This is a genomic window from Anabaena sp. CCY 0017 (assembly GCF_963920885.1).
Lineage (GTDB): Bacteria > Cyanobacteriota > Cyanobacteriia > Cyanobacteriales > Nostocaceae > Nodularia.
Genome location: NZ_CAWUDG010000006.1, coordinates 100,439 through 120,743, shown reverse-complemented (window position 1 = coordinate 120,743; position 20,305 = coordinate 100,439). Strand labels below are relative to the sequence as shown.

Here is a 20,305-nt window from a genome sequence, read left to right as displayed (position 1 = left end):
CCCTAAATTATGCCAACATACAAAGGAATCTCCAGCGAAGCCTTCAGGCATCCACTGGATCGCCAAGCCGAAGAAGCTTTACGAAATTTACCGGGATTTGATTTAATAGCTCGTAAATTTGTGGAATTTGTCTACGAACGCCCTCAGTTAGTCTATCTAATGGGTAATGCCATCCAAGTAGGGCCGCGGCAATATTCCACTATTTACCAGATGTTCCGCGAATGCGTGCGAGATTTGGACATTTACCCAGAACCTGCTTTGTTTGTCGTGCAGAACCCCCAAGCAAATAGCTATGCCCTGGGGCAAGAGAATCCTTACATAGTCATAAATACAGGCATACTAGACTTACTTGACGAAGCCGAGATTCGGGCAGTGTTAGCCCATGAACTGGGGCATATTAAATGTGGTCATACTATTTTAATTCAAATGGCGATGTGGGCGATGAGTGCTGCTTCCGCCTTGGGAGATTTAACCTTCGGTATTGGCAATTTTGTCTCTCAAGCTTTGATTTATGCCTTTTTTGAATGGCGACGCAAAGCCGAGTTAACCGCAGATCGGGCGGCTTTGTTAGTGATGGATGACTTAAATATTGTCATGTCATCCATGATGAAGGTTTCTGGCGGTAGTATCAAATATGCTCATGAATGCAGTTTACAGGAGTTTATGAAGCAGTCAGAAAACTATCATGCACTGGATGACGATGGACTGAATCAGGTATATAAATTCTTGATTTACAATGGCGCTCAAGGTACGATGTTGAGCCATCCTTTCCCTGTGGAACGCTTACGGTATTTACAAGAGTGGGCTGTATCAGAAGAGTACAAGCAAATTCGCCAAGGAAACTACCAGCGAACGAAATCCGGTGCTGTAAATGTTGCCGCCGACACCTCACCACAGGAAGTAGAAACTTTGCGACAGCAAATTGAAGAATTGCAACAAGAAATTAACAAAATGAAAAAATCTGAGTAGGGGCGGGTTTAGCAATATCCCCGTTAATGGCGAATCATATCTGTCAACCCGCCCCTACAAATATTATTTCAGCATTTTTGTAGGGTAAGCACCTTACCTATAGACAGCTCACTTTTCACGTTATGTGGAAAAACCAAAGCGAAACCTAACCCCCTAGCCCCCTTCCCTGGTAGGGAAGGGGGAAAATTCAAAGCCTCTCCCCTTGCAGGGGCTACGGTGTACACACAAGTGATCTGATCCCCCTAAATCCCCCTAAACCCCTTCGGGGATGCGCCTTCGGCGTAGAAAAAGGGGGACTTTAAGAAATTTTCCCCCCTTCTCAAGGGGGGTTAGGGGGGATCGAAACGCTGTTAGGCAACTTGATAAGACTTGTGTGTACACGGTAGCCTTGCAGGGGAGAGGAATGGAAGCGAGGTTTTCCAAATCCCGTGAAAAGTCAGATATACAGAGGCTGTAGCATAATTTATCTTTCAAGATTCCCTGACGTTGGATAATACTTTCTAGGTGGACTGCTGTCCCCTTAACTAACACAGTGGAAAATTGCTGAAATATCACTCAGCGTAAAATTTGATGTAGGCACTTGAAAATATGGCAATTCACCTGATTAAACGGCTAACCGTATTCGCTAGTATTCTGTTCTTTGTGATCTTTATTCCAGGAATTGCCCTGGCTGCACCAGTTCAAATCAATCCTACTTCTAGTATCATTATTGCCCAATTTTCTAACATAACTACTGGTGCTAGCTTATTCTCGGATACTAACCTGACACCGCAACAACAGCAACAAATCCAGGCTGTACGTCAGAGAAGAAATCGAGAAATCGGGGCAGTATTGAATTCATCCCAGCGAACCAAACTGGCTCACAATATGCGTTCTGGCGATGATATCAATCAGGGCTTAAAAAAACTCAACCTGCCACCAGAACAAAAAGACCTGGTAAATGCGATCATGGAATTTACTAACCTGAAAATGCAGGCTATTTCATCTCGGAATTCGCTTTAGAGGTTTGATTGACTCGCCTAGCATTCTTGAAGTAGCCCACAGATCATAAATATCTATGACTGTCAACTTTTCCAGCATCTATAATATATCTTGCCCTATTTAGTCCCTTACCATGTCGGAAGAAGATATCCGTGCCGCCAGGCTGGAAAAAGTCAACCAACTCAAGCAGCTAGGATCTAATCCTTACGCCTATCGTTGGGAGTCTACTCATCACACAGCCGAATTACAAGCAAAATTTGCTGATTTACCCAGTGGTGAAGAAGTTGATCTAGATGTTGCCGTTGCTGGACGCATTATGGCGCGTCGTGTTTTCGGTAAATTGGCTTTCTTTACGCTGCAAGATGAAACTGGCACTATTCAACTTTACTTAGAGAAAAGCCGTATCCAAGAATGCATGGCAGATGCTGATGCCGATGCCTTCGCTCACCTCAAACAACTTACAGATGCAGGTGATATTCTGGGAGTCAAAGGCACGATTAAACGGACTGAAAAGGGCGAATTATCTGTCTACGTCAAAGAATACAGCATCCTGACAAAATCCCTGTTGCCTCTACCCGACAAGTGGCATGGTTTAACGGATGTTGCTAAACGCTACCGCCAGCGCTACGTTGATTTGATTGTTAATCCCGAAGTGCGGCAAACCTTCCGCCGTCGCGCCCAAATTACTGCGGGAATTCGTCGCTATTTGACAGAACGGGATTTTCTGGAAATTGAAACTCCTGTTTTGCAAAGTGAAGCAGGTGGTGCTGATGCGCGTCCGTTTGTGACTTACCACAACACCTTAGATATGCAGTTGTATCTGCGAATTGCTACAGAACTGCATTTAAAACGGTTGATTGTCGGTGGGTTTGAAAAGGTGTTTGAATTAGGGCGAATTTTTCGGAATGAGGGCGTATCGACTCGCCACAATCCTGAATTTACCTCGATTGAGGTTTACCAAGCCTACGTTGATTACAACGATATGATGGCGCTGACAGAGGGAATTATTACCACTGTTGCCCAAGAAGTACTCGGCACACTGCAAATTACCTACCAAGGGACAGCGATAGATTTATCAGCACCTTGGCGACGGGTGACGATGCACGATTTAGTTAAAGAATATACAGGCTTGGATTTTAATTCTTTCTCGACATTGGAAGAGGCGAAAGCGGCGAGTAAAAATGCGGGGCTTCATGGTATAGAAGATGTCCCCACAATGGGCAAACTTTTGAATGCAGCTTTTGAACAAAAGATAGAAGAAAACTTAATTCAGCCTACCTTTGTCATTGATTATCCTGTAGAAATTTCACCTTTAGCTAAACCTCATCGTTCTCAGGCGGGTTTGGTAGAACGATTTGAATTATTTATCGTGGGGCGTGAGACTGCTAACAGTTTCTCGGAGTTAACAGATCCAGTGGATCAAAGAGAACGTTTAGAAGCCCAAGCAGCGCTGAAAGCTGCTGGTGATTTAGAAGCCCAAGGTGTTGATGAAGACTTTATCACAGCTTTGGAATATGGAATGCCACCTACGGGTGGTTTAGGTATTGGTATTGATAGGTTAGTGATGTTATTAACCGATTGTGCCAGTATTCGGGATGCGATCGCCTTTCCGTTACTTAAGCCAGAAGGCAGCGTGATTAGGCAATTTAGCTATAATCCCCAAACTCAAACACTAACTATTGAATTTGATAGTGGCAGTGTTTACGAGTATTTCAAAGTACCTCCTAGCGTCAAGGAAGACTTAGATAATGCACCGTCTAAAGGTCAATACTTCAACAAATCGATTAAAGGCAAATTTAAGCATGAACAATTGAGTTAGTTCTAAGTTGAGAATTTAATAGAAAAAACCATAAACTTGTAGACTTACCTCTACAAGTTTTACTATGTACAAACCTATGAAAATAACAGCGATTACAACAAATCTTATAAATATTTATTTACAAATTCTTCAGGAGTTAAACATTCAAACTCTTTTGTTTCTTGAACTAAACAGCGAATTAGCTTATAGTTAGCAGAAACAAAACACTGAGTTTCCCCCTTGCTAGCAGTTAAATAAACTCCAATATCTTCACGAGGGATTAAACCTAATTTTTCTATATTTAGCCATTCTTCAGAAGTAAAGCTTACGTAAATAACTTGTAATTTCTGCCAAATACGAGAAACAATCTGACTACCCCAGTCTTTACCATATAAACGTTTCGATACACGTAAAATCTGATCAAATAACTCTTCTGAAACGATAATTTCTACAGGTGCTGGTTCTTGAAAACCCACTAACTCCAATATTTTTCTTTCATTACTATTCTCCTGAGCCACTCCAATAATATAAATATTAGTATCTAAAAATATACGTTGGGGAATATCATGAATCATTTGGCTTATGTGCTTTTAATAAATGTTCATCAGCCATTTCTTTTTTGACATCTTGAATTAACTGGATAATCTTGTCCGGTGAATCATATCCTGTATTATCTAAAGATTCTTTGACCTCTTGTGCTAATGTTTCCAACGGAATTAACTTTTCTTGTTTCAAGTCTTGAGGGATTTCAGCAACAGCTTGTGCTAAAATGAGCTTTAACTCAGACTGTAGAGTTCGCCCATGTTTTTGCGCTTGATATTTGAGTTTTTCAACTAGATTGGGTTCTAGTCCATCGAGAATTATTTGAATCATATTCAATTGCTTGAGTGCTTTTAATTCATATTTTAGCATGAATAATTTAGACAAAATAAATAAACAATAGCTAGAATATTCATAAACACACTAAATATAAACAGATTCATGGAAAAGCAATAGATAAGTTTAATCTCAGTTTAGTTAATCAATATTTCCTCTTTTAGAGTTTTCCACTTTCTCAACTTGCTTGGGTGCTTCCATTTCGTTGAATAATCGGATAGCTTCATCAAAACTTGTGTTGCTGTTCTCCGTTTCACCCATTTTTTGATATGTTAAACCTAGTTGGTAGTATGCTTCTGCTAAATCACATTTAGCACCGATTTTATCTAATAGTTCGATTGATTGCGAATGATTAGAAAGTGCTTTTTCAAAGTATCCTTGTATTCGATATAGTTCAGCTAAACCAGTTAATGCTTTTGCTTTAACTTGAGTATAATTACTATTTTCAGCATAATCAATGGCTTGATTATACATAGAGAATGCTCTAATTTCATCTTTTAGATTTTTATAGGTTAGTGCTAGAAAAATTCTGCTATATCCTTTAATCCATGAATCACGCTTGTCTGAGTATAAATCGATGTCTCTCTCAGCTTTTAGTGCAAAATCATAAGCTAATTCTGTATCTCCAAAACATGAATTTAAAAAAGCTAATAAAAATGCGGAAGATGTTGATTGATGAAATAAATTATTATCGCCAACAGCTAAATTAACTTTATTTAAAAAAACATGAGCTTTATTTAATTCCTTAAGTTCTAAGTAACATAGACCCAAATTAATCCAACAAGATAATCTCACTGATGTTATTTTATATTCAGCTTGATATGATATGTCTTTATAAGTAAAATATTTATTTATTTTATTTATTGCTATATTATGACATTCTATTGCTTGAGATATATTTCCTGATAACCAATACAAGTCTCCTAGTAGCTTATAAATTTCACTGCTATGATAATCAGACAATTCAACATTAATTTTGAACAATAAATTAATAACATAAATCAGAATTTGTAATATTCCCAATCTAAAGAATGAATATCCTAAAGATTCATTACTTTCCCATTTATTATTTCTTCCTTTTAAAATTACACTAGCAGATTGCTCATAATCATGAATTTCAAAGTAATGATAATAAGCTTCAAAAGCTCTCCTGGCATCCTCTATAGTTTCAATACTCTTCACATTCTCTGTCCAAAAATTGGCTGCTTTCCGATTTACTTCCTCCCATTCTCCACTGCTTTTCAACCTCTCTATCCCCTGTTCACGAATAATTGGATGTAACCAGTATTCTCCCTTTTCAAACTCAACTAAACACCGATTACGCAAAGATTTAATTACACTTCTTTGCTTATCTTCTGGAACATCCCACAATAAAGCTAACAGCGCATCACTAGACACTCTTGGTACATCCTGATAACGAAAGCATCCCAAGCGACAAAGCAGTTTATAAGCTTCAGTATCTAAAGTTTGCAACCTGTTAAATTGACTATCGACTAAATTTTTTAATTCCGTTTCCACCAAAGTAGAATTTTCTTGCCAATAAGCAGCCATATCCCCATCAAAATCTGTTCTCATTACCCCAAGAGGATATCCATTGCTTTCGCATTACCCCCATAACCTTTGTGCATTGCTGAAAGAGTATCAGCATCAATTCTAATTTTGAAAGATGTAAAAAACTCTTCCCATGCAGTTACATCCAACACAGATAAAGGATAAGGACAAATACCATTGACACGCTCATCAGATAAACGTTCTCTACTCGTTATTAGGGTGATAGACTGCACGGATGAATCAGCCAAAACCCGCAACAGTTCTACATAAAGACTATGTTTTTCAATAAACCTACCTTGTTGATCTAGTGCAGGTTCTAAGTTATCAATTAATATCCCCACTTTACGGGTTTGCAGTTGTCGTCGTAATCTTATGAGGGTAATTCCAAATTCTCTTCCTGGTTCTTCCTGAAAGTCTTGTTTCAGCCATTCTTCAACTACACTTTCAACAGCCGTAATATTCTCCTTGTCTTTCGCCATTTCGAGTTGTAATACTAACTCAAATCCTTGAGTATTTAGATATTCCTTGGCTAAAGTTGACTTACCAACCCCCCCGGCTGCTTGAATAAGTATGATTTTGTTGCGCTGACTAACGAGAGTGTTGATATCGCTAATAGCCTCGTCACGTCCAACAATATAAATTATTTCATCATTACATCTAGGCAAATTTTCAACATTAAATATTTGCTGTTTTTCAGGAGGTAAATGTCTTTCGATAACGCTTCTGAGATTTCTTTTGGTAACTTTCACACCCAAAGCCGCAGAAAGTTTTTCCCATAAGAGGGGACCTATTTCTCTACTATAATATACGCTAATTTTGTATGCGTCGTATATCTCTTTATAACTTTTATCCTCTAAAGAACCCCTCAGTACAGTCATCTGTGAATCACTGAGGGGTTTTGTAGTGTGGTTTTCAATTAGACCTTGAGCAAATTTTAAGCCATTATCAATATTCATTTTATAGCGGAATTTAGGCTGTTTTTACGTAGATATTACCCAAATTTAGCATTATTTATGTAGAAAACCCACTAAAACCCACTTTTGCCCACAATTCTTTTTATACAACTCCCCACTTGTAGTGGGTATACAATTCCGTTAGATTTTGGTTTACTGTTTTTATTGGTTGAGAAGACAGTACAAACACAACACTGAATCATCAATCCAAATCTTGAACTGAAGCGCAAAAAAAACCTAACCCACCAAGGTTAGGAGTTTCTAAATTATTTCTACAGGTTATTATGACACAACTTACCTCTATAGGTAAACTCTTGATGATGTTTACCAAAACGGCATCTGCTGGCTTTGCTGTATCTATGATGTTTTCAAGTTTTGCTTCTCCAGCTTTTGCTGAATCCTTACAAGTAGGAGACAAAACATTTGAAATCATTGATATGCCTATTGTTATCAATCGAAATGCCACTGATAACAATAATCAATTGATGAACATACAAAGCAATAACAGATATCAACTTATCAAAATGTTGCCTGCTTTAACTCAGGAAAGAACCGTTGCTCCACCACCATCAGCGCGTTTATTATATAGACTTGCAGAAGTGCAAGATTTAAAAACAGGCAAAAGATTAAAAGTGGCTTTACCTGTTGTATTCAACCCTTAACTTTCTCTTAGTTAGATTCTAACTAACTTTTGATGGCTGGTTATTTGATTATACCAGCCTCTATTTCAGCATTGAATTTTTTATCAAGTCAAATTTTGAGGTAATTAGTATGAAGACCATGAGAATTGTCAAAATATCAGGTGTAATTCTAGCTGGGCTTAGTTTATCTCTTCTCTCTGGAAAAGCAGTTCATGCTGCCAATTTACATAATAATTGGTATTATGCGGTCGATTCTTTAAACGACAGTGTTAGTGGTAATGACGTTGGCGGAACTAAATATGAAATTGGTGGTATGGCTTACACACAAAAGAATGGTAAGTCTATTTTTTCAATTGTTACTAAACTTCCTCTAGAAGGAACTAGCTCTAATTTTGCTGATGATGGTCGCGTAGCATTAGGAGATATTCTGTTGAACTTTACCACAGATAGTTTTAATGTAGCTAGTGAGAAAGGTAATTTAAAAGCAATACGTTTTGTTGATAATAATGAAGCTGGAGTTAATGCTTTAGGTTTTTATGACAATGTTGTAGCTAAATCTATGTCCTCAGTTAATGGACTGAAGTTAGCAAATGTAGGAGCATATCATGATTATGTTAAAGACAATGGAGGGACACCCTCAATGGGAGATTTGCCAATTAATACTTCTGAAATTGATTCCAGTCAACATATTTTAAATGTTATTGATTCTGGAAATTGGCGCGGTAATATCAATCTTCTAGATTCTAATGCTTTAAAAGACCTCGGTTTTGATTTTGGTTATTTTGGTGTTGAGGGTTTTAACACTATAGCAGTAAGTGTTGATTCATCTTTACTTCCTAACGGTAGGTTTACTACTTTGTTTTCTCCTGAATGTGGTAATGATATAGTCGCTATGTCACACATAAAGACAACCGTACCAGAATCATCAACAATTTTAGGTTTATTAGCTTTCGGTATGGTCGGTGCGGGAAGTTTTGTAAAATCTCAAAAACGTAGTGTAAAATTGTTGAATTAATTTCTAAGTTGTCAACAAAAATATAATTTTATGTCATAATCTCTTCAATTAATTAAGAAGGGATTATTTTTTTATGCAATCAAATGTCATACCGACAAGATAATTTGAAATATTGTATTATTTGTTATTCCTAAAATAGTATCCCAGATAATCACTGTAAACAGCGCGAGGTTCAGATCCCCGACTTCTTGAAGAAGTCGGGGATCTTTCTTGTTCTTTAATAAACAAATACAGGGACTCTTTTATAAGCAGGTGTACCAGAAATCTGGTCAATTTTGGCTTTAAAAATTACGTTTACTTCAGGATAAAACATCATCGCTGCACCTGCGCGAATATCTCCGCAAATAATTTCTACATCTTCTAATTTGCCAGCGTCACCTTGCACTGTCACTCGTTGATGTTCGCTGAAACCTGCTGTTTCCATATCTTGAACATTCATCAAAATACAGTTACGGTGTGGCATTCCCCGATAATAATCCCCCTCTTTATAAACAACCGTATTGTGTTGGGCATAACTTCTTCCTGTTCCCAAAATTAATACAATCCCTGGGGTTGATTCTGTAAAACCAAAATCTACTTTTCTGGGTAACTTTAACTTTGGTAAAGTAGTTATAAACATCTTGGCTTTACCTGTTGATGTGGCAAACTTTGGTGTATCCAAAATCCTACCTGCAATGGTAAATTCTTCGCCTGTCTGATCAATTTCGGAAATTTTTTCGTAACCGGGAATCGTCTTCGCAATCAGTTCGCGGATGTATTTTGGGTCTTGGAGTTTGCGCCAATTTATCGGCGTATCTCCTAAAACTCTATGGGCAATTTCGGTAATTAATTCTATTTCAGAAATCAAATCAGCCGTTTTTAAATGAGTGGTTCCCTCATCATTGAGACGGACAAAATTATTACCCGATTCGGTGGTGGTTTTGTGGGGATTTTCAAAGCGCGTAAATACTGGGAGAATAATTGTATTGTGCTGGGCTAAACCGTGAAAATGTCCGAGGTTGGGTTTAGTGGCGACATAAAAAATGGTGGCAATTTTTCCTAAAGCGCGTTTTGCTTGGTTTAAATCTGGGTTGGCTGCATAGAGATTTCCTCCCAAACAAATCAATGTCTCAACTTCTCCCCTCTCTGCGGCTGTAATTAATGCCCTGGTATCATAGCCAGGAATGCGGCTGAGAGGACGTTGCAGGAGTTTTTCTAAAGCTTGCTGAATTTCCTTTTTTAAGTTGATGGTGACACCCATAGAGCCAAACCCTTGGACGTTTGAGTGTCCGCGAATCGGCATTGTACCTGCACCGGGTTTGCCGATATTTCCGGTTAACAGGGCTGTATTGGCAATGCTATAAATGTTATCAACACCGTTTTCTTGTTGCGTGACTCCCATCGCCCAAGCAAATACTACGCCTGTAGATGTGCCAATTATTCGGGCGGCGGCGATAATTTCAGCTTGAGAAATACCGCAAGTTGCTGTGATGGTTTCCCAAGGGGTAGCTTCGGCATTTTGAATAATGTTTTCCCAGTCTTCGGTATAGGCTTGGAGAAAATCTGGTTTAATTAAATTTTCGGCGATTAATGCTTTTTGGATACCGACAAATAAAGCGACATCACTACCGGGTATGGGTTGCAGGTACAATGAGGAAATTTCAGAACCACCAGCTAGGAAGGATTTGATGGGATAGGCTGGGGAGGAGAATTTGACTAAACCAACTTCTATTGTGGGGTTGACAATGATTACTTTACCGCCCGTTTCCCGTAATTTGATTAATTCATTCATTAACCGGGGATGGTTGGCTGGGGCGTTGGAACCTATTAAAACTACACAATCGGCTTGCTTGAGGCTTTCTAAACTTACCGTGGAAGTTCCAGAACCGAACATTTGATTTAATCCGACGGTGGAAGCTGCATGACACAAATCTGAACAGTCGGCGAGGTTATTGGAATCAAGCGATCGCATCATCAACTGTAACAAAAATGCTGCTTCATTGGATGATCTCCCGGAACTGTAAGAAGCTAACTTTTGTGGTGGTTTTTGAAATGCTGTCTCGGCAATTTGATAAACTTCATCCCAAGAAATTCGCTCATAGTGGGAACTCCCAGCACGTAAAATTAAAGGATGACTTAATCTACCTAAATTATTCGCTGCTTGGGAATTTAATTCTTGTAATTGGCATAAATTATACTGTGTTTCAAAGGTAGTTGCGGCTTGTAGTTCCGAGGCGATCGCCTCTACACTTTTAGCGCAGCGTTGTAAAACTTCCCCATCTTCATTGACAAAACCGCCCTTTTGTCCACCTGTCCCCCACGCGCAGGAAAGACAAGCACTTTTGTGAAATAACTTCTGCCAAACCTGGACACCATCAGCAGAAATAGTTTTTTCTGCCCAGTATTTAATCACAGGCATTCCGCCGCCGACATCTGGTGTTTTTTCAGCACTCATGACATCACCTTGAAACAATAACCATTGCTGACGATGAGAGTTGAAGCTGGGAAAATTAACACTTTGGAATTAACTAAACCTCGTCTAGGTTGAGACCCGTAGTTTTTAGTCAAGATGGTGAGATTGCTTCCTTACGTCGCAATGACAAAAACTCCACTTTTCATGATGGACAAGGTTTATATCAATTTTAATTCAGTTTCATATTGGTGTGAGGTGTACATCCTTCTTCACTTGGCGCACTTGGCGACTTGGCGGTTCGTTCTTTTATATAAAAAAATGGGGTGTTAATCAGATTAAACCTGAAACACCCAAAATAACTAATTTGCGACTTCAGCGATTTCAATCACGCGTCCTTCATAGTCCTTAACCAAAAAATTGAGCGGCTTTTGGTTGCGAATTTTAAATTTTAAACCACGCATTTCCACTCGTAATAAAATCAGATCCAAGCAGTCGCGGTCAAAACAAACATGACGTTGCTGATTTTTATTACCCAAACTAGCCCCTGTAATGACGTGCAACTGGGTGTTTTTCTTCATCTGATACCACAACCCATCATTAGCATTATTCATCACCTTATTAGACCAACTGGGGCTGGTAGACATATACAGTGGATCAATACCAGTCGCACCTAAAGTTTGTTCGTAGTTGTAGTAGTAGTGCAAAGGTACTTCGGCAGCTGGCAAATCTAGTAGCCCTTCATATAACTGTCGGGCAATTTCCAAGTCAGACACCATCACAGTGTGTACTTTGGGCGCACTCGTGAGGAACATCCACATAGCGCCAGCATAAGCCGCCAGCAACATCACCATAATGCCTTGGGTGGAAAATAAGCTATCCAAGGGCAAGGAAGATAAAAAAGAGCCTGAAGTCAGAGGGGCGAATAAGAAAGGCATCACATTAACTGCTATAACCATGAACAAACCAAAAAATTCTATAAGGGAGCGCTTTTATTATTGTCGATAGAACTAAATTTAAGTCCTTGTTCCTAGTTTATCAATACTAAACTAGTCTGAGTTTGAGTACTTAACAGACCAAGACCTGGATTTTATACAGATAAGCACAACGTTGGGATGAAAAATACTATTTTAACTACTATCCACTCTCAAGCTATGCAAATTCCCCATTTTCCCGAAGCTAATCACCCGCTAGTGAAGTCGCTGTTCCATCACAATGATCAGGAACTGCTGGATTTATTTCAGAGTTATCCCGATGCTGGCAAGTATTTTACGGTGATTTTTTGCCGTTATAGCCCCATAGTTTACACCTTGATTCAGCATTCAGCGCGATCGCCTGTGCAAGCAGATTATTTATTCGCCCTGACTTGGAAACATATCTACTACGAACTTGGGGGACTCAATTTAGCTGATCCCTCATCTAGCCCAGAAGCTTTAACTTTGCAAAATTGGCTAATTAATATCACCGCTTTCTGTATCAACGAGATTCAACTACCACCCACCGAATCAATTCATTATTCCCTTTCAGATACTTCGCCACCTCTATGGTGCTATGTAGAACAGGCTTTAGACCAACTACCACCCATATTGCGCTTAATAGTTTTAATGGCTCAAACTTTCCACTGGAGTGAAACGAGAATTGCTGCTTACTTGCAAGCCGAAGGAGAAAAAATATCGCCTCTCGAAGTAGCCAATTTTCTTCAGGAAGGCTATTCTATGCTAGAGGACAAACTACCCGCAGATATTCGTGTCATCTACTTGGGCGAAGACTTGGTACAATCATAACCTACATATAAATACGTAAACTGCTAGTCTTCATTTAAGAAAATGAATTCTGCTTGGGAAACCTTCTACTTAAAGCCGCAATTGTATCGGTAAATTTTATGAAACAACGGCATTTATTACCAGGGTGTTACGCTTTAGTTTTTATTGGTTTATTCAGTCCTACAGTGGCACGTGCGGCTGATATTACGCAACAACTCCACCGTCCTGCGAATAATTCGAGTCGGCAACAATCTAGAGAACAAGCTGATACATTGCTGCGTATTGGTGAACAACAATCTGCTTTGGGATTTGCTGATAAAGCCGTGACATCCGGTTTAGAAGCATTGGAAATTTATCACGCGATTGGTGATCTCAGGGCGCAAGGACTGACTTATGATTTGCTGGGAATGTCTTATATCCAGTTAAATCGCCTCAAAGAAGCGGAAGATGCTTTGCGCCGCCGGTTAGCGATCGCTCGTGATACAAAAGACTTTCAAGGTCAAATTTTTGGCTTAAATAATCTCAGCACCTTGTTATTGCGGAAAGGTGAACCCATACCCGCAGGTGAAACCCTCGAAGAAGCCTTGACAATTGCGCGTCATGTCAAAAACATTGAAGGCGAAGGACTATCTTTAAGTAACTTAGGTTTGGTAGCAATCAGACAGGGAGAATATAACAAAGCCATTAAACTCTATGAAACTGCCCTAACCTTCCGCCGTAAAACTCGTGATCCCATCGGTGAAGCTAATACGCTGAATAATTTAGGTGATGCTTACTTAGAAGCCAGAGATTATCAAGAGACAATTGGCACTTATGGGGCAGCATTGCGAATTGCTCAAGCTAGCCGCGATCGCGCTAATCAATTACGCGCAATTGATGGTTTAGTATTCTCCCACAGTGCTGTCGGACGTTATCAACGTGCCTTTGATTTACTAGAACAACGGTTAGCAATTGCCCAGGAATTACAAAGTTTCCGAGAAGAATTAAAATCTTTTGAATCTTATGCTCATTTATACGAGCAGCTAGGTAATTACGAAACTGCCCGTAATTTTTATGAACGGGCGATTGTTCTAGCACGAACTCTTGAAGATAACAAAACCGAAGTGCAATTAATTGATAGATTGACTCAAATGCTCAAGCGGTAATTCGTAATTCGTAATTCGTAATTGAATCTTTCTCCCCTCCTCCGCTTGCTTGCACTGGAGGGGTTAGGGGCGTGTTTCTAATTTAAGAAAACTGTACCATCCTCTTGAATTCGTACTGTATTTTTATCCTGCATTACATCAGTTGTGGCGTTCAATCTGACTTCAATCATTCCTGTTTCCGCAGAAGGTTGGGGAGTTACTTGAAGTAATCCGCCATCTTTACGGAAGAATGTCAAAGTTACCGGTGCGTTTAAATTTCGCAGCATCGTGTCTGATTTACCCTCAAGCGATCGCGCTGGTGTATCACCAACCACCTCATAAGTCACCTCAGCCCCACTATCATTGACTAGGCGGATATTTACCCTACCATTAGCAAGGGCAACCTGGGTACTAGGTGGTTGTTGTTGTTCTGGTAAAGGTGGCTGAATTCCGGTAACTGGTGGACGCGCCGGCACAACTGGGCTAGGAGAAATACCTTGTGCTTGCAGTTTTTGTGTAAAAGCATTGGGAGGGCATCCTTCTGGGACTAATACCTGATTATTGTGTGGTGCTTCGTAGAAAATACGTGGACAGGGATTAAGTCCGGGAGGGGCTGAATCAGGTGCTTCACCGCCCACACTGAACGGTATCTGACTAGGCGCAGGGGTAGGGGTGGTAAGAGGTGGAAGCATCCCTTGTGCTGCTAATTTTCGCGTTAGGGCATTGGGAGGGCATCCCTGTGGCACTAAAATTCGGCTATTGTGTGGTTCTTCGTAATAAATACTAGGACAAGGATTGATTTGAGAAGTTGGTCGCTGTGCTACAGCCCTTTGAGAAATTGCTGGCGCACTAATCAGCAATCCGCCGCAAATAGCACCGAATAATCCAGCATACTTGCGAATCTTTTGGGTATGTTTATTCATAATTCACTCCTAAAACATCTTAACTTTTCTTGCCTTAAAAATTTTTCAATCTATTTAAATTAGGTAAGACAATCCTAAAATATGGGATAATAAATTTTAAATCACCAGATACTTAAAATATAGCAATTAACTTGAGTTATTAAATCTAACTAGAGTACCGTAATCAATATAAACTTAAGCTCTTATTTCAATCGCAAGGCTGAGGTTATTAAATAACAAATAATTAGCAAACACCGGTAAACTCAGATCCCCGACTTCTTGAAGAAGTCGGGGATCTTAATGTTCGTAACTTATTGCTAATTTTTTAAGCTTCTTCCCAGAGTTGGCGAACTTTATCTGGTAGCCAACTAGCAATTTCTTGAATTCTTTCTGGTGATAATTCATCTTTAGTGGCAGAAAATACAGCTTTTACCACTTTTTCACGATCTACATTGGGTGGCATTCCGCCTTCATTTGCTACTCTAAATAAGAAGCGATCGCTATCAATTTTAAAAATACCAGGCCCTTGCCAAGGTGGACGCACCCGACTCAAAAATCCCACAATTGGATTTGTATCATGCCACAAATCGGCAATTTCCATTTGTAGCGATTTATCATTAGTGGTTTCAACTGGTTTGTGTAGTTCCTCTTCTACTCGGTCGGCGGCTGCTGTGGTCATTAAGTCGCGCATCACCCTATAGATTACTTCTGTCAGGTCTCTAGCGTCGAAAATATCGTTTAAACCACTTTTTGACATCACCTTTTCTAAGAAAGGCATATCTTTGGTAGCAATGGGAACTGATGAACCTGCTTTTAAACCTTCAGGTGGATTCGCCTCCAATTTCTTGAGCATTTTCTCACCTTTCTCTGTCAATTCTGCTTTTTTAAAGCTAATCAAGTGAGGTAAAGGATTATTGCTAATTTCTTGGGGATTAATGAAGTCAGGAACATCATTACTGGCGTAAGCATTACCTGTAAACTCAGCATTAATATAATCCTTTTGATTCAGATAATCTAAATGTCCTAAAAATTCTGCTGGAGTTAATTCACGACTGGCTAAATCAGCCTCATTAAACCTCACTTCGTGCATTCCTTCCCCAGTATCATTGATTTTTTTAAGCAAAATATAAGCAACATCTTTTCTAATAGAAATTGGCATATAAACCTCCAAAAATTTATTATGCAAGTATTTAGCAAAGCTAAAGCTAGCAGTTGATATAACTACCAAAGACAATGTGCAAAGTAGCAATATTAAACTGTTAGCAAAATCGTGGCTGGACAAACTCAACCTCGTTACACAGGTCGCATCAAGTCCTGGCAAAGACTCAGTTTATGTAGCTTTAGATTTTTACAAGCGCTATCACTTAAGTTAATAGATAAACTGATAGTTTTCATCTATCACCAGAAACAAATGTTAAGAATAAATTTAATACTCTAGAGTGATTGGTAAAGTGACAGTAAAAGTTGTACCTTGACCGATATTGCTTTCAACTTGCAGATGACCTTGATGATGTTCGACAATTGCCGCAGCGATCGCTAGTCCTAATCCTGAACCTGTAGAACTTGCTGCATTAGTTTTTGCTGTCTGATGGGTACGGGCTGGATCTACCCGATAAAAGCGGTCAAATAAGCGGGGTAAGGCTTCGGTGGGAATACCAATACCAGTATCGCGGACTTTAATTTGCAATAAATTCGTGTTGTAACGAACTTTAGAAACGCGATTGTTTCCCTCTAGACGCGCCAATTGTACATACACCTCTCCCTCGGCTGGGGTGTATTGCAAAGCATTACTAATTAAATTTGTCAATAGCCGTAGCAATTGATCCCATTTACCCGGAAGTGTAAACCAATTTTCTAATAATTCGGGGCTAGTTTCCGAGGTAGGAGGATCAACCAAATCCAAAGTTAAAGTAATTTTTTTTTCGTGGGCTAATAATTGTTGTTCTTCAACTACTTCCATTAGTAAAGCGTCCAAAGGACAAGATGAAAACACATCTTGGCTAATACCACTATCCTTTCTGGCTAAGAACAACAAATCATTGACTAGCTTACCCAATCGCTGTGTTAGCCTTTCCACTACCTTTAATTGTTGGCGATAGTTGACAAAAGCAGTAGTTTGTGAGTCTGCCAATTCTAAATCAGCCAGTGCAACTTGCACATTAGTTTGAATCAAAGTAATGGGACTGCGGAGTTCGTGAGAAGCGTCAGCCGTAAATTGTTTCAGGCGTTGGTAAGATTCTCCCACTGGTTCCATCGCTTTACCTGACAGAAACCAGCCACTTCCGGCGACAGATAGCACCATAAACCAAGTCCCTAATGCCAAATCAATGATTAACTGACGACTGGGTTTAGTAACTTCAAACCAGGGATGACTAACACGCAGATATCCTAATACTTGCCGTCCCACTTCTACACGCTGGGTAACTTGTCTAAGTAGGAGTGCTGAGTGCTGAGTGCTGTTAGCGATAGCGGGGCGTTTAGCCCGTGCTGAGTCTTGATTTTTGCCATCTTCCGGCTTTTCTTGCTTAACGACTCTGACAGTTTCACCGAGATGGCTACCATGAATGGGTATATTTAGAGGTTCTGATAGGGTTGACCAAATTAATTTACCATTGGGACTAAACCATTCTAGGTCAATGTGGTCATCTTCTACTGTGCTGGCATTGTCGCGAAAACTGGCTTCTACATTAACGCGCAGTTTTTCACCATCCCCATCAACTGGCGAAATTACCAAAGAGCGCTCGACAATTTCCACTACGTGATGAAGGGTATCATCAACGCGCTCAATTAATGTACTGCGGACATATAAATATACACCACTGGCGAATAGTAAAAGTAAAATCGCAGTGACGGCAGTGTACCAGATAGCAAGACGGCGGCGAGTAGCTTGAAACATTTGGCAAAGCAGAAAAATTCTGTGGTTATTCTTCTTGAAATTACCGCAAAATTTGTCCAGTGAAGATTTCGCTATTAATGTAACTTGAGAGTTTCCCTCCAGCCCCAATTTAATTTACTATAGGTATTGTCCCCCAGCTGTAGAGCTTCATCTGGCTACCCTGAGATCGTTATGCCGAAATCAAAAAAGAACGCTAATCCCATTGATTTAAACGATCCGCAATATTACATTAACCGCGAGTTAAGCTGGTTAGAATTTAACAGTCGCGTACTCCATGAAGCCTGTGACCCCCGGACACTGCTTTTAGAACGACTAAAATTTTTGGCAATCTTTAGCGCCAATTTAGACGAGTTCTTTATGGTGCGGATTGCTGCTTTAAAACAACAAGTAGAAGCGAAAGTTGCCCAGTTAACTCCTGATGGTCGCACACCACAAAAACAGCTAGAGGATGTTAGAGGAACCCTCAGTCCTCTGTTTACAAAGCAGCACCAACAATTTGAAGAAGTCCTACAACCTCTGTTGGCTAGTCATCGCATCCATATACTGGACTACATTAATTTAAATCAAAAACAACGGACTTATTTAGATAATTACTTTGAAGAACAAATCTTTCCGGTTCTGACTCCCCTGGCGGTTGACCCTAGCCATCCTTTCCCCTTCATTTCTAATCTCAGCCTAAATTTGGCAGTTGTGGTCAAAAATCCCGACACCGAAGAAGAATTTTTTGCCAGGGTGAAAGTCCCCAGTGTGCTACCGCGATTTTTGCCTATACCGCCAGAGTTAGGAATTTCTGAAACCGGACAAATTGCTCACTGGACTGGTGTACCTTTAGAACAGGCGATCGCTCATAACCTGGAATTTCTATTTCCAGGCATGAATATCCAAGAATATCATCCCTTCCGCATTACCCGTGATGCTGATTTGGCTTTAGAAGAAGATGAAGCAGATGATTTGCTGTTAGCCATTGAACAAGAATTACGCAAACGGCGCATGGGTGGGACTCCCGTCAGACTAGAAATTAAATCCCAAACACCTGACCCCATCCGTTCTCGGTTGTTGCAAGATTTAGACTTAACCGAAAATGATGTTTATGAAGTTGATGGTCTTTTAGGACTCCGGGATTTAATGTATTTTATGGCCTTGCCATTACCCGAACTCAAAGAACCACCACGTCAATCTGTAGTCCCTTCACGTTTGCAAAGGTTGAGAGAACCGAGTTTAACCTCAGATCCTTTGGAATTAGAAGAAGGTCAAGACTTTTTTGCAGTCATTCGGGAAAAGGATTTGCTGGTACATCATCCCTATCAATCCTTCTCCTCAACAGTGGTTCGCTTCATCACCCATGCAGCCCATGACCCGAATGTGCTGGCGATTAAAATGACCCTTTACCGCACTTCTGGAGACTCGCCCATAGTCAAAGCTTTAATTGCTGCGGCGGAAAATGGCAAGCAAGTATCTGTGTTAGTGGAATTAAAGGCGCGGTTTGATGAAGAAAATAATATTTACTGGGCGCGGAGTTTAGAAAGAGTTGGCGTTCACGTTGTCTATGGTTTAGTAGGGCTAAAAACCCATTGCAAAACCGTCATGGTGGTGCGACGAGAAAAAGACCGGATGCGCCGCTATGTACATATAGGGACTGGAAACTATAACCCTAAAACAGCACGATTGTATACAGATTTGGGATTATTTAGCTGTCGGGAAGAATTGGGTGCTGATATTACAGATTTATTTAACTTTTTAACCGGCTATTCTCGGCAAAAATCTTATCGAGAAGTGCTAGTTGCACCTGTAAATATGCGCGATCGCTTTTTGGGATTAATTCATCGGGAAATAGAAAATGTTCAAAATGGCTTTTCTGGGCGCATTGTTGCCAAAATGAATTCCCTGGTAGACCCCCAAATTATCGCCACTTTATACGAAGCTTCTCGCGCGGGAGTCCAAATTGATCTGATTATTCGAGGCATTTGCTGTTTGCGTCCAGGACTCAAAGACATCAGTGAAAATATTCGGATCATCAGCATTATTGGCCGCTTCTTAGAACATTCTCGCATTTATTATTTCCATAATAATGGACAGGAGGAAATTTATATTGGCAGTGCTGATTGGATGCGTCGCAACTTAGATCGCCGAGTTGAAGTAATTACCCCAATCAAAGATCCAGATATTGCTAAAGATTTGCAAGAAATTATGGGGATTCTGTTAGCTGATAATCGTCAAGCCTGGGAATTACAAACTGATGGTACTTATATCCAGCGTCGTCCAGGTGATAGCTTGGATGGCGAAGCTGTAGATTGTCCAGAAACTAATTCCCAAAAAACTCTGATAAATATGGCATTACGCTCAACTGGTATAGCCTCAAACTTGATTGATTCCAAAAAGAGTTACTACTACACAGACAAACAGAGGAATTAAATTTTGTTTAAATAAATTTAATTCCTGAGTAAACT

Annotated in this window: 17 protein-coding genes; 8 read left to right on the top strand and 9 right to left on the bottom strand. The window is 39.9% G+C overall.

All coding sequences use genetic code 11. The features are described 5' to 3' along the window. Positions 1–9 precede the first annotated feature (9 nt). The 3 genes from ACM0OW_RS09820 to lysS all read left to right on the top strand — a co-directional run bounded on the left by ACM0OW_RS09820 (position 10) and on the right by lysS (position 3,769). Positions 10–969: a M48 family metallopeptidase gene (locus ACM0OW_RS09820; RefSeq protein ID WP_414549870.1), complete on the top strand. Its 960-nt coding sequence runs from the start codon at positions 10–12 to the stop codon at positions 967–969. A 588-nt stretch (positions 970–1,557) separates the two neighbouring features. Next, complete coding sequence (locus tag ACM0OW_RS09815) at positions 1,558–1,971, top strand: hypothetical protein (protein ID WP_414549869.1); 414 nt, start codon at positions 1,558–1,560, stop codon at positions 1,969–1,971. Positions 1,972–2,083: 112 nt separating this feature from the next. Continuing rightward, a complete protein-coding gene (gene lysS / locus ACM0OW_RS09810) occupies positions 2,084–3,769 on the top strand; it encodes a lysine--tRNA ligase (protein ID WP_414549868.1) in 1,686 nt (561 codons plus the stop codon). A 104-nt stretch (positions 3,770–3,873) separates the two neighbouring features. On the opposite strand, the gene ACM0OW_RS09805 is transcribed toward lysS, so the two are convergent. The 4 genes from ACM0OW_RS09805 to ACM0OW_RS09790 form a co-directional block, all read right to left on the bottom strand. Then, a complete protein-coding gene (locus ACM0OW_RS09805) occupies positions 3,874–4,323 on the bottom strand; it encodes a hypothetical protein (protein WP_414549867.1) in 450 nt (149 codons plus the stop codon). Then, positions 4,313–4,621 carry a hypothetical protein gene (locus ACM0OW_RS09800; RefSeq protein WP_414549866.1) on the bottom strand — a complete coding sequence of 103 codons (309 nt, stop codon included), beginning with the start codon at positions 4,619–4,621 and terminating at the stop codon, positions 4,313–4,315. The genes ACM0OW_RS09805 and ACM0OW_RS09800 overlap by 11 nt, the downstream gene beginning before the upstream one ends. Before the next feature lie 144 nt (positions 4,622–4,765). Then, on the bottom strand, positions 4,766–6,199 hold the full coding sequence (locus ACM0OW_RS09795; RefSeq protein WP_414549865.1) for a tetratricopeptide repeat protein: 1,434 nt from the start codon (positions 6,197–6,199) through the stop codon (positions 4,766–4,768). Beyond that, positions 6,199–7,131: an NB-ARC domain-containing protein gene (locus ACM0OW_RS09790; RefSeq protein ID WP_414549864.1), complete on the bottom strand. Its 933-nt coding sequence runs from the start codon at positions 7,129–7,131 to the stop codon at positions 6,199–6,201. Before ACM0OW_RS09790 ends, ACM0OW_RS09795 begins: the two co-directional genes overlap by 1 nt. A gap of 281 nt (positions 7,132–7,412) precedes the next feature. Between ACM0OW_RS09790 and ACM0OW_RS09785 the strand changes: the two genes are divergently transcribed. Together ACM0OW_RS09785 and ACM0OW_RS09780 are read left to right on the top strand one after the other, a co-directional pair. After that, complete coding sequence (locus tag ACM0OW_RS09785) at positions 7,413–7,790, top strand: hypothetical protein (protein ID WP_414549863.1); 378 nt, start codon at positions 7,413–7,415, stop codon at positions 7,788–7,790. Between the two features lie 118 nt (positions 7,791–7,908). Next, the gene (locus tag ACM0OW_RS09780) at positions 7,909–8,784 is read left to right on the top strand and encodes an XDD3 family exosortase-dependent surface protein (RefSeq protein ID WP_414549862.1); all 876 of its coding nucleotides are present in this window, start codon (positions 7,909–7,911) and stop codon (positions 8,782–8,784) included. Between the two features lie 217 nt (positions 8,785–9,001). On the opposite strand, the gene ACM0OW_RS09775 is transcribed toward ACM0OW_RS09780, so the two are convergent. Together ACM0OW_RS09775 and ACM0OW_RS09770 are read right to left on the bottom strand one after the other, a co-directional pair. Then, positions 9,002–11,218 (bottom strand): FdhF/YdeP family oxidoreductase, encoded by a 2,217-nt coding sequence (locus tag ACM0OW_RS09775; RefSeq protein ID WP_414549861.1) that lies wholly within the window; start codon positions 11,216–11,218, stop codon positions 9,002–9,004. Positions 11,219–11,535: 317 nt separating this feature from the next. Beyond that, positions 11,536–12,132 (bottom strand): glyoxalase-like domain protein, encoded by a 597-nt coding sequence (locus ACM0OW_RS09770; RefSeq protein WP_414549860.1) that lies wholly within the window; start codon positions 12,130–12,132, stop codon positions 11,536–11,538. Between the two features lie 195 nt (positions 12,133–12,327). On the opposite strand from ACM0OW_RS09770, the gene ACM0OW_RS09765 reads away from it, so the two are divergent. Next, positions 12,328–12,957, top strand: a complete 630-nt coding sequence (locus ACM0OW_RS09765; protein WP_414550016.1) for a sigma-70 family RNA polymerase sigma factor — start codon at positions 12,328–12,330, stop codon at positions 12,955–12,957. A gap of 98 nt (positions 12,958–13,055) precedes the next feature. Continuing rightward, positions 13,056–14,081, top strand: a complete 1,026-nt coding sequence (locus ACM0OW_RS09760) for a tetratricopeptide repeat protein (protein WP_414549859.1) — start codon at positions 13,056–13,058, stop codon at positions 14,079–14,081. A 77-nt stretch (positions 14,082–14,158) separates the two neighbouring features. Here ACM0OW_RS09760 and ACM0OW_RS09755 read toward each other — a convergent pair whose 3' ends face one another. The 3 genes from ACM0OW_RS09755 to ACM0OW_RS09745 form a co-directional block, all read right to left on the bottom strand. Beyond that, a complete protein-coding gene (locus ACM0OW_RS09755) occupies positions 14,159–14,983 on the bottom strand; it encodes a hypothetical protein (RefSeq protein ID WP_414549858.1) in 825 nt (274 codons plus the stop codon). A gap of 304 nt (positions 14,984–15,287) precedes the next feature. Continuing rightward, a complete protein-coding gene (locus ACM0OW_RS09750) occupies positions 15,288–15,740 on the bottom strand; it encodes a DUF2267 domain-containing protein (RefSeq protein WP_414550015.1) in 453 nt (150 codons plus the stop codon). Positions 15,741–16,388: 648 nt separating this feature from the next. After that, positions 16,389–17,858, bottom strand: a complete 1,470-nt coding sequence (locus ACM0OW_RS09745; RefSeq protein ID WP_414549857.1) for a sensor histidine kinase — start codon at positions 17,856–17,858, stop codon at positions 16,389–16,391. Positions 17,859–18,029: 171 nt separating this feature from the next. Here ACM0OW_RS09745 and ppk1 point away from each other — a divergent pair, with 171 nt between their 5' ends. Continuing rightward, entirely contained in the window at positions 18,030–20,270 is a 2,241-nt protein-coding gene (gene ppk1 / locus ACM0OW_RS09740) for a polyphosphate kinase 1 (protein WP_414549856.1), read from the top strand. The last annotated feature ends 35 nt before the right edge of the window (positions 20,271–20,305 follow it).

Excerpts from the sequence above, each read along its gene's own strand:
- ACM0OW_RS09765 (WP_414550016.1), top strand. The coding sequence starts at position 12,328 with ATGCAAATTCCCCATTTTCCCGAAGCTAATCACCCGCTAGTGAAGTCG.
- lysS (WP_414549868.1), top strand. The coding sequence starts at position 2,084 with ATGTCGGAAGAAGATATCCGTGCCGCCAGGCTGGAAAAAGTCAACCAA.
- ACM0OW_RS09745 (WP_414549857.1), bottom strand. The coding sequence starts at position 17,858 with ATGTTTCAAGCTACTCGCCGCCGTCTTGCTATCTGGTACACTGCCGTC.
- ACM0OW_RS09815 (WP_414549869.1), top strand. The coding sequence starts at position 1,558 with ATGGCAATTCACCTGATTAAACGGCTAACCGTATTCGCTAGTATTCTG.
- ACM0OW_RS09775 (WP_414549861.1), bottom strand. The coding sequence starts at position 11,218 with ATGAGTGCTGAAAAAACACCAGATGTCGGCGGCGGAATGCCTGTGATT.
- ACM0OW_RS09790 (WP_414549864.1), bottom strand. The coding sequence starts at position 7,131 with ATGAATATTGATAATGGCTTAAAATTTGCTCAAGGTCTAATTGAAAAC.
- ACM0OW_RS09795 (WP_414549865.1), bottom strand. The coding sequence starts at position 6,199 with ATGAGAACAGATTTTGATGGGGATATGGCTGCTTATTGGCAAGAAAAT.
- ACM0OW_RS09820 (WP_414549870.1), top strand. The coding sequence starts at position 10 with ATGCCAACATACAAAGGAATCTCCAGCGAAGCCTTCAGGCATCCACTG.
- ACM0OW_RS09770 (WP_414549860.1), bottom strand. The coding sequence starts at position 12,132 with ATGGTTATAGCAGTTAATGTGATGCCTTTCTTATTCGCCCCTCTGACT.
- ACM0OW_RS09780 (WP_414549862.1), top strand. The coding sequence starts at position 7,909 with ATGAGAATTGTCAAAATATCAGGTGTAATTCTAGCTGGGCTTAGTTTA.
- ACM0OW_RS09760 (WP_414549859.1), top strand. The coding sequence starts at position 13,056 with ATGAAACAACGGCATTTATTACCAGGGTGTTACGCTTTAGTTTTTATT.
- ppk1 (WP_414549856.1), top strand. The coding sequence starts at position 18,030 with ATGCCGAAATCAAAAAAGAACGCTAATCCCATTGATTTAAACGATCCG.
- ACM0OW_RS09805 (WP_414549867.1), bottom strand. The coding sequence starts at position 4,323 with ATGATTCATGATATTCCCCAACGTATATTTTTAGATACTAATATTTAT.
- ACM0OW_RS09785 (WP_414549863.1), top strand. The coding sequence starts at position 7,413 with ATGACACAACTTACCTCTATAGGTAAACTCTTGATGATGTTTACCAAA.
- ACM0OW_RS09750 (WP_414550015.1), bottom strand. The coding sequence starts at position 15,740 with ATGCCTTTCTTAGAAAAGGTGATGTCAAAAAGTGGTTTAAACGATATT.
- ACM0OW_RS09800 (WP_414549866.1), bottom strand. The coding sequence starts at position 4,621 with ATGATTCAAATAATTCTCGATGGACTAGAACCCAATCTAGTTGAAAAA.
- ACM0OW_RS09755 (WP_414549858.1), bottom strand. The coding sequence starts at position 14,983 with ATGAATAAACATACCCAAAAGATTCGCAAGTATGCTGGATTATTCGGT.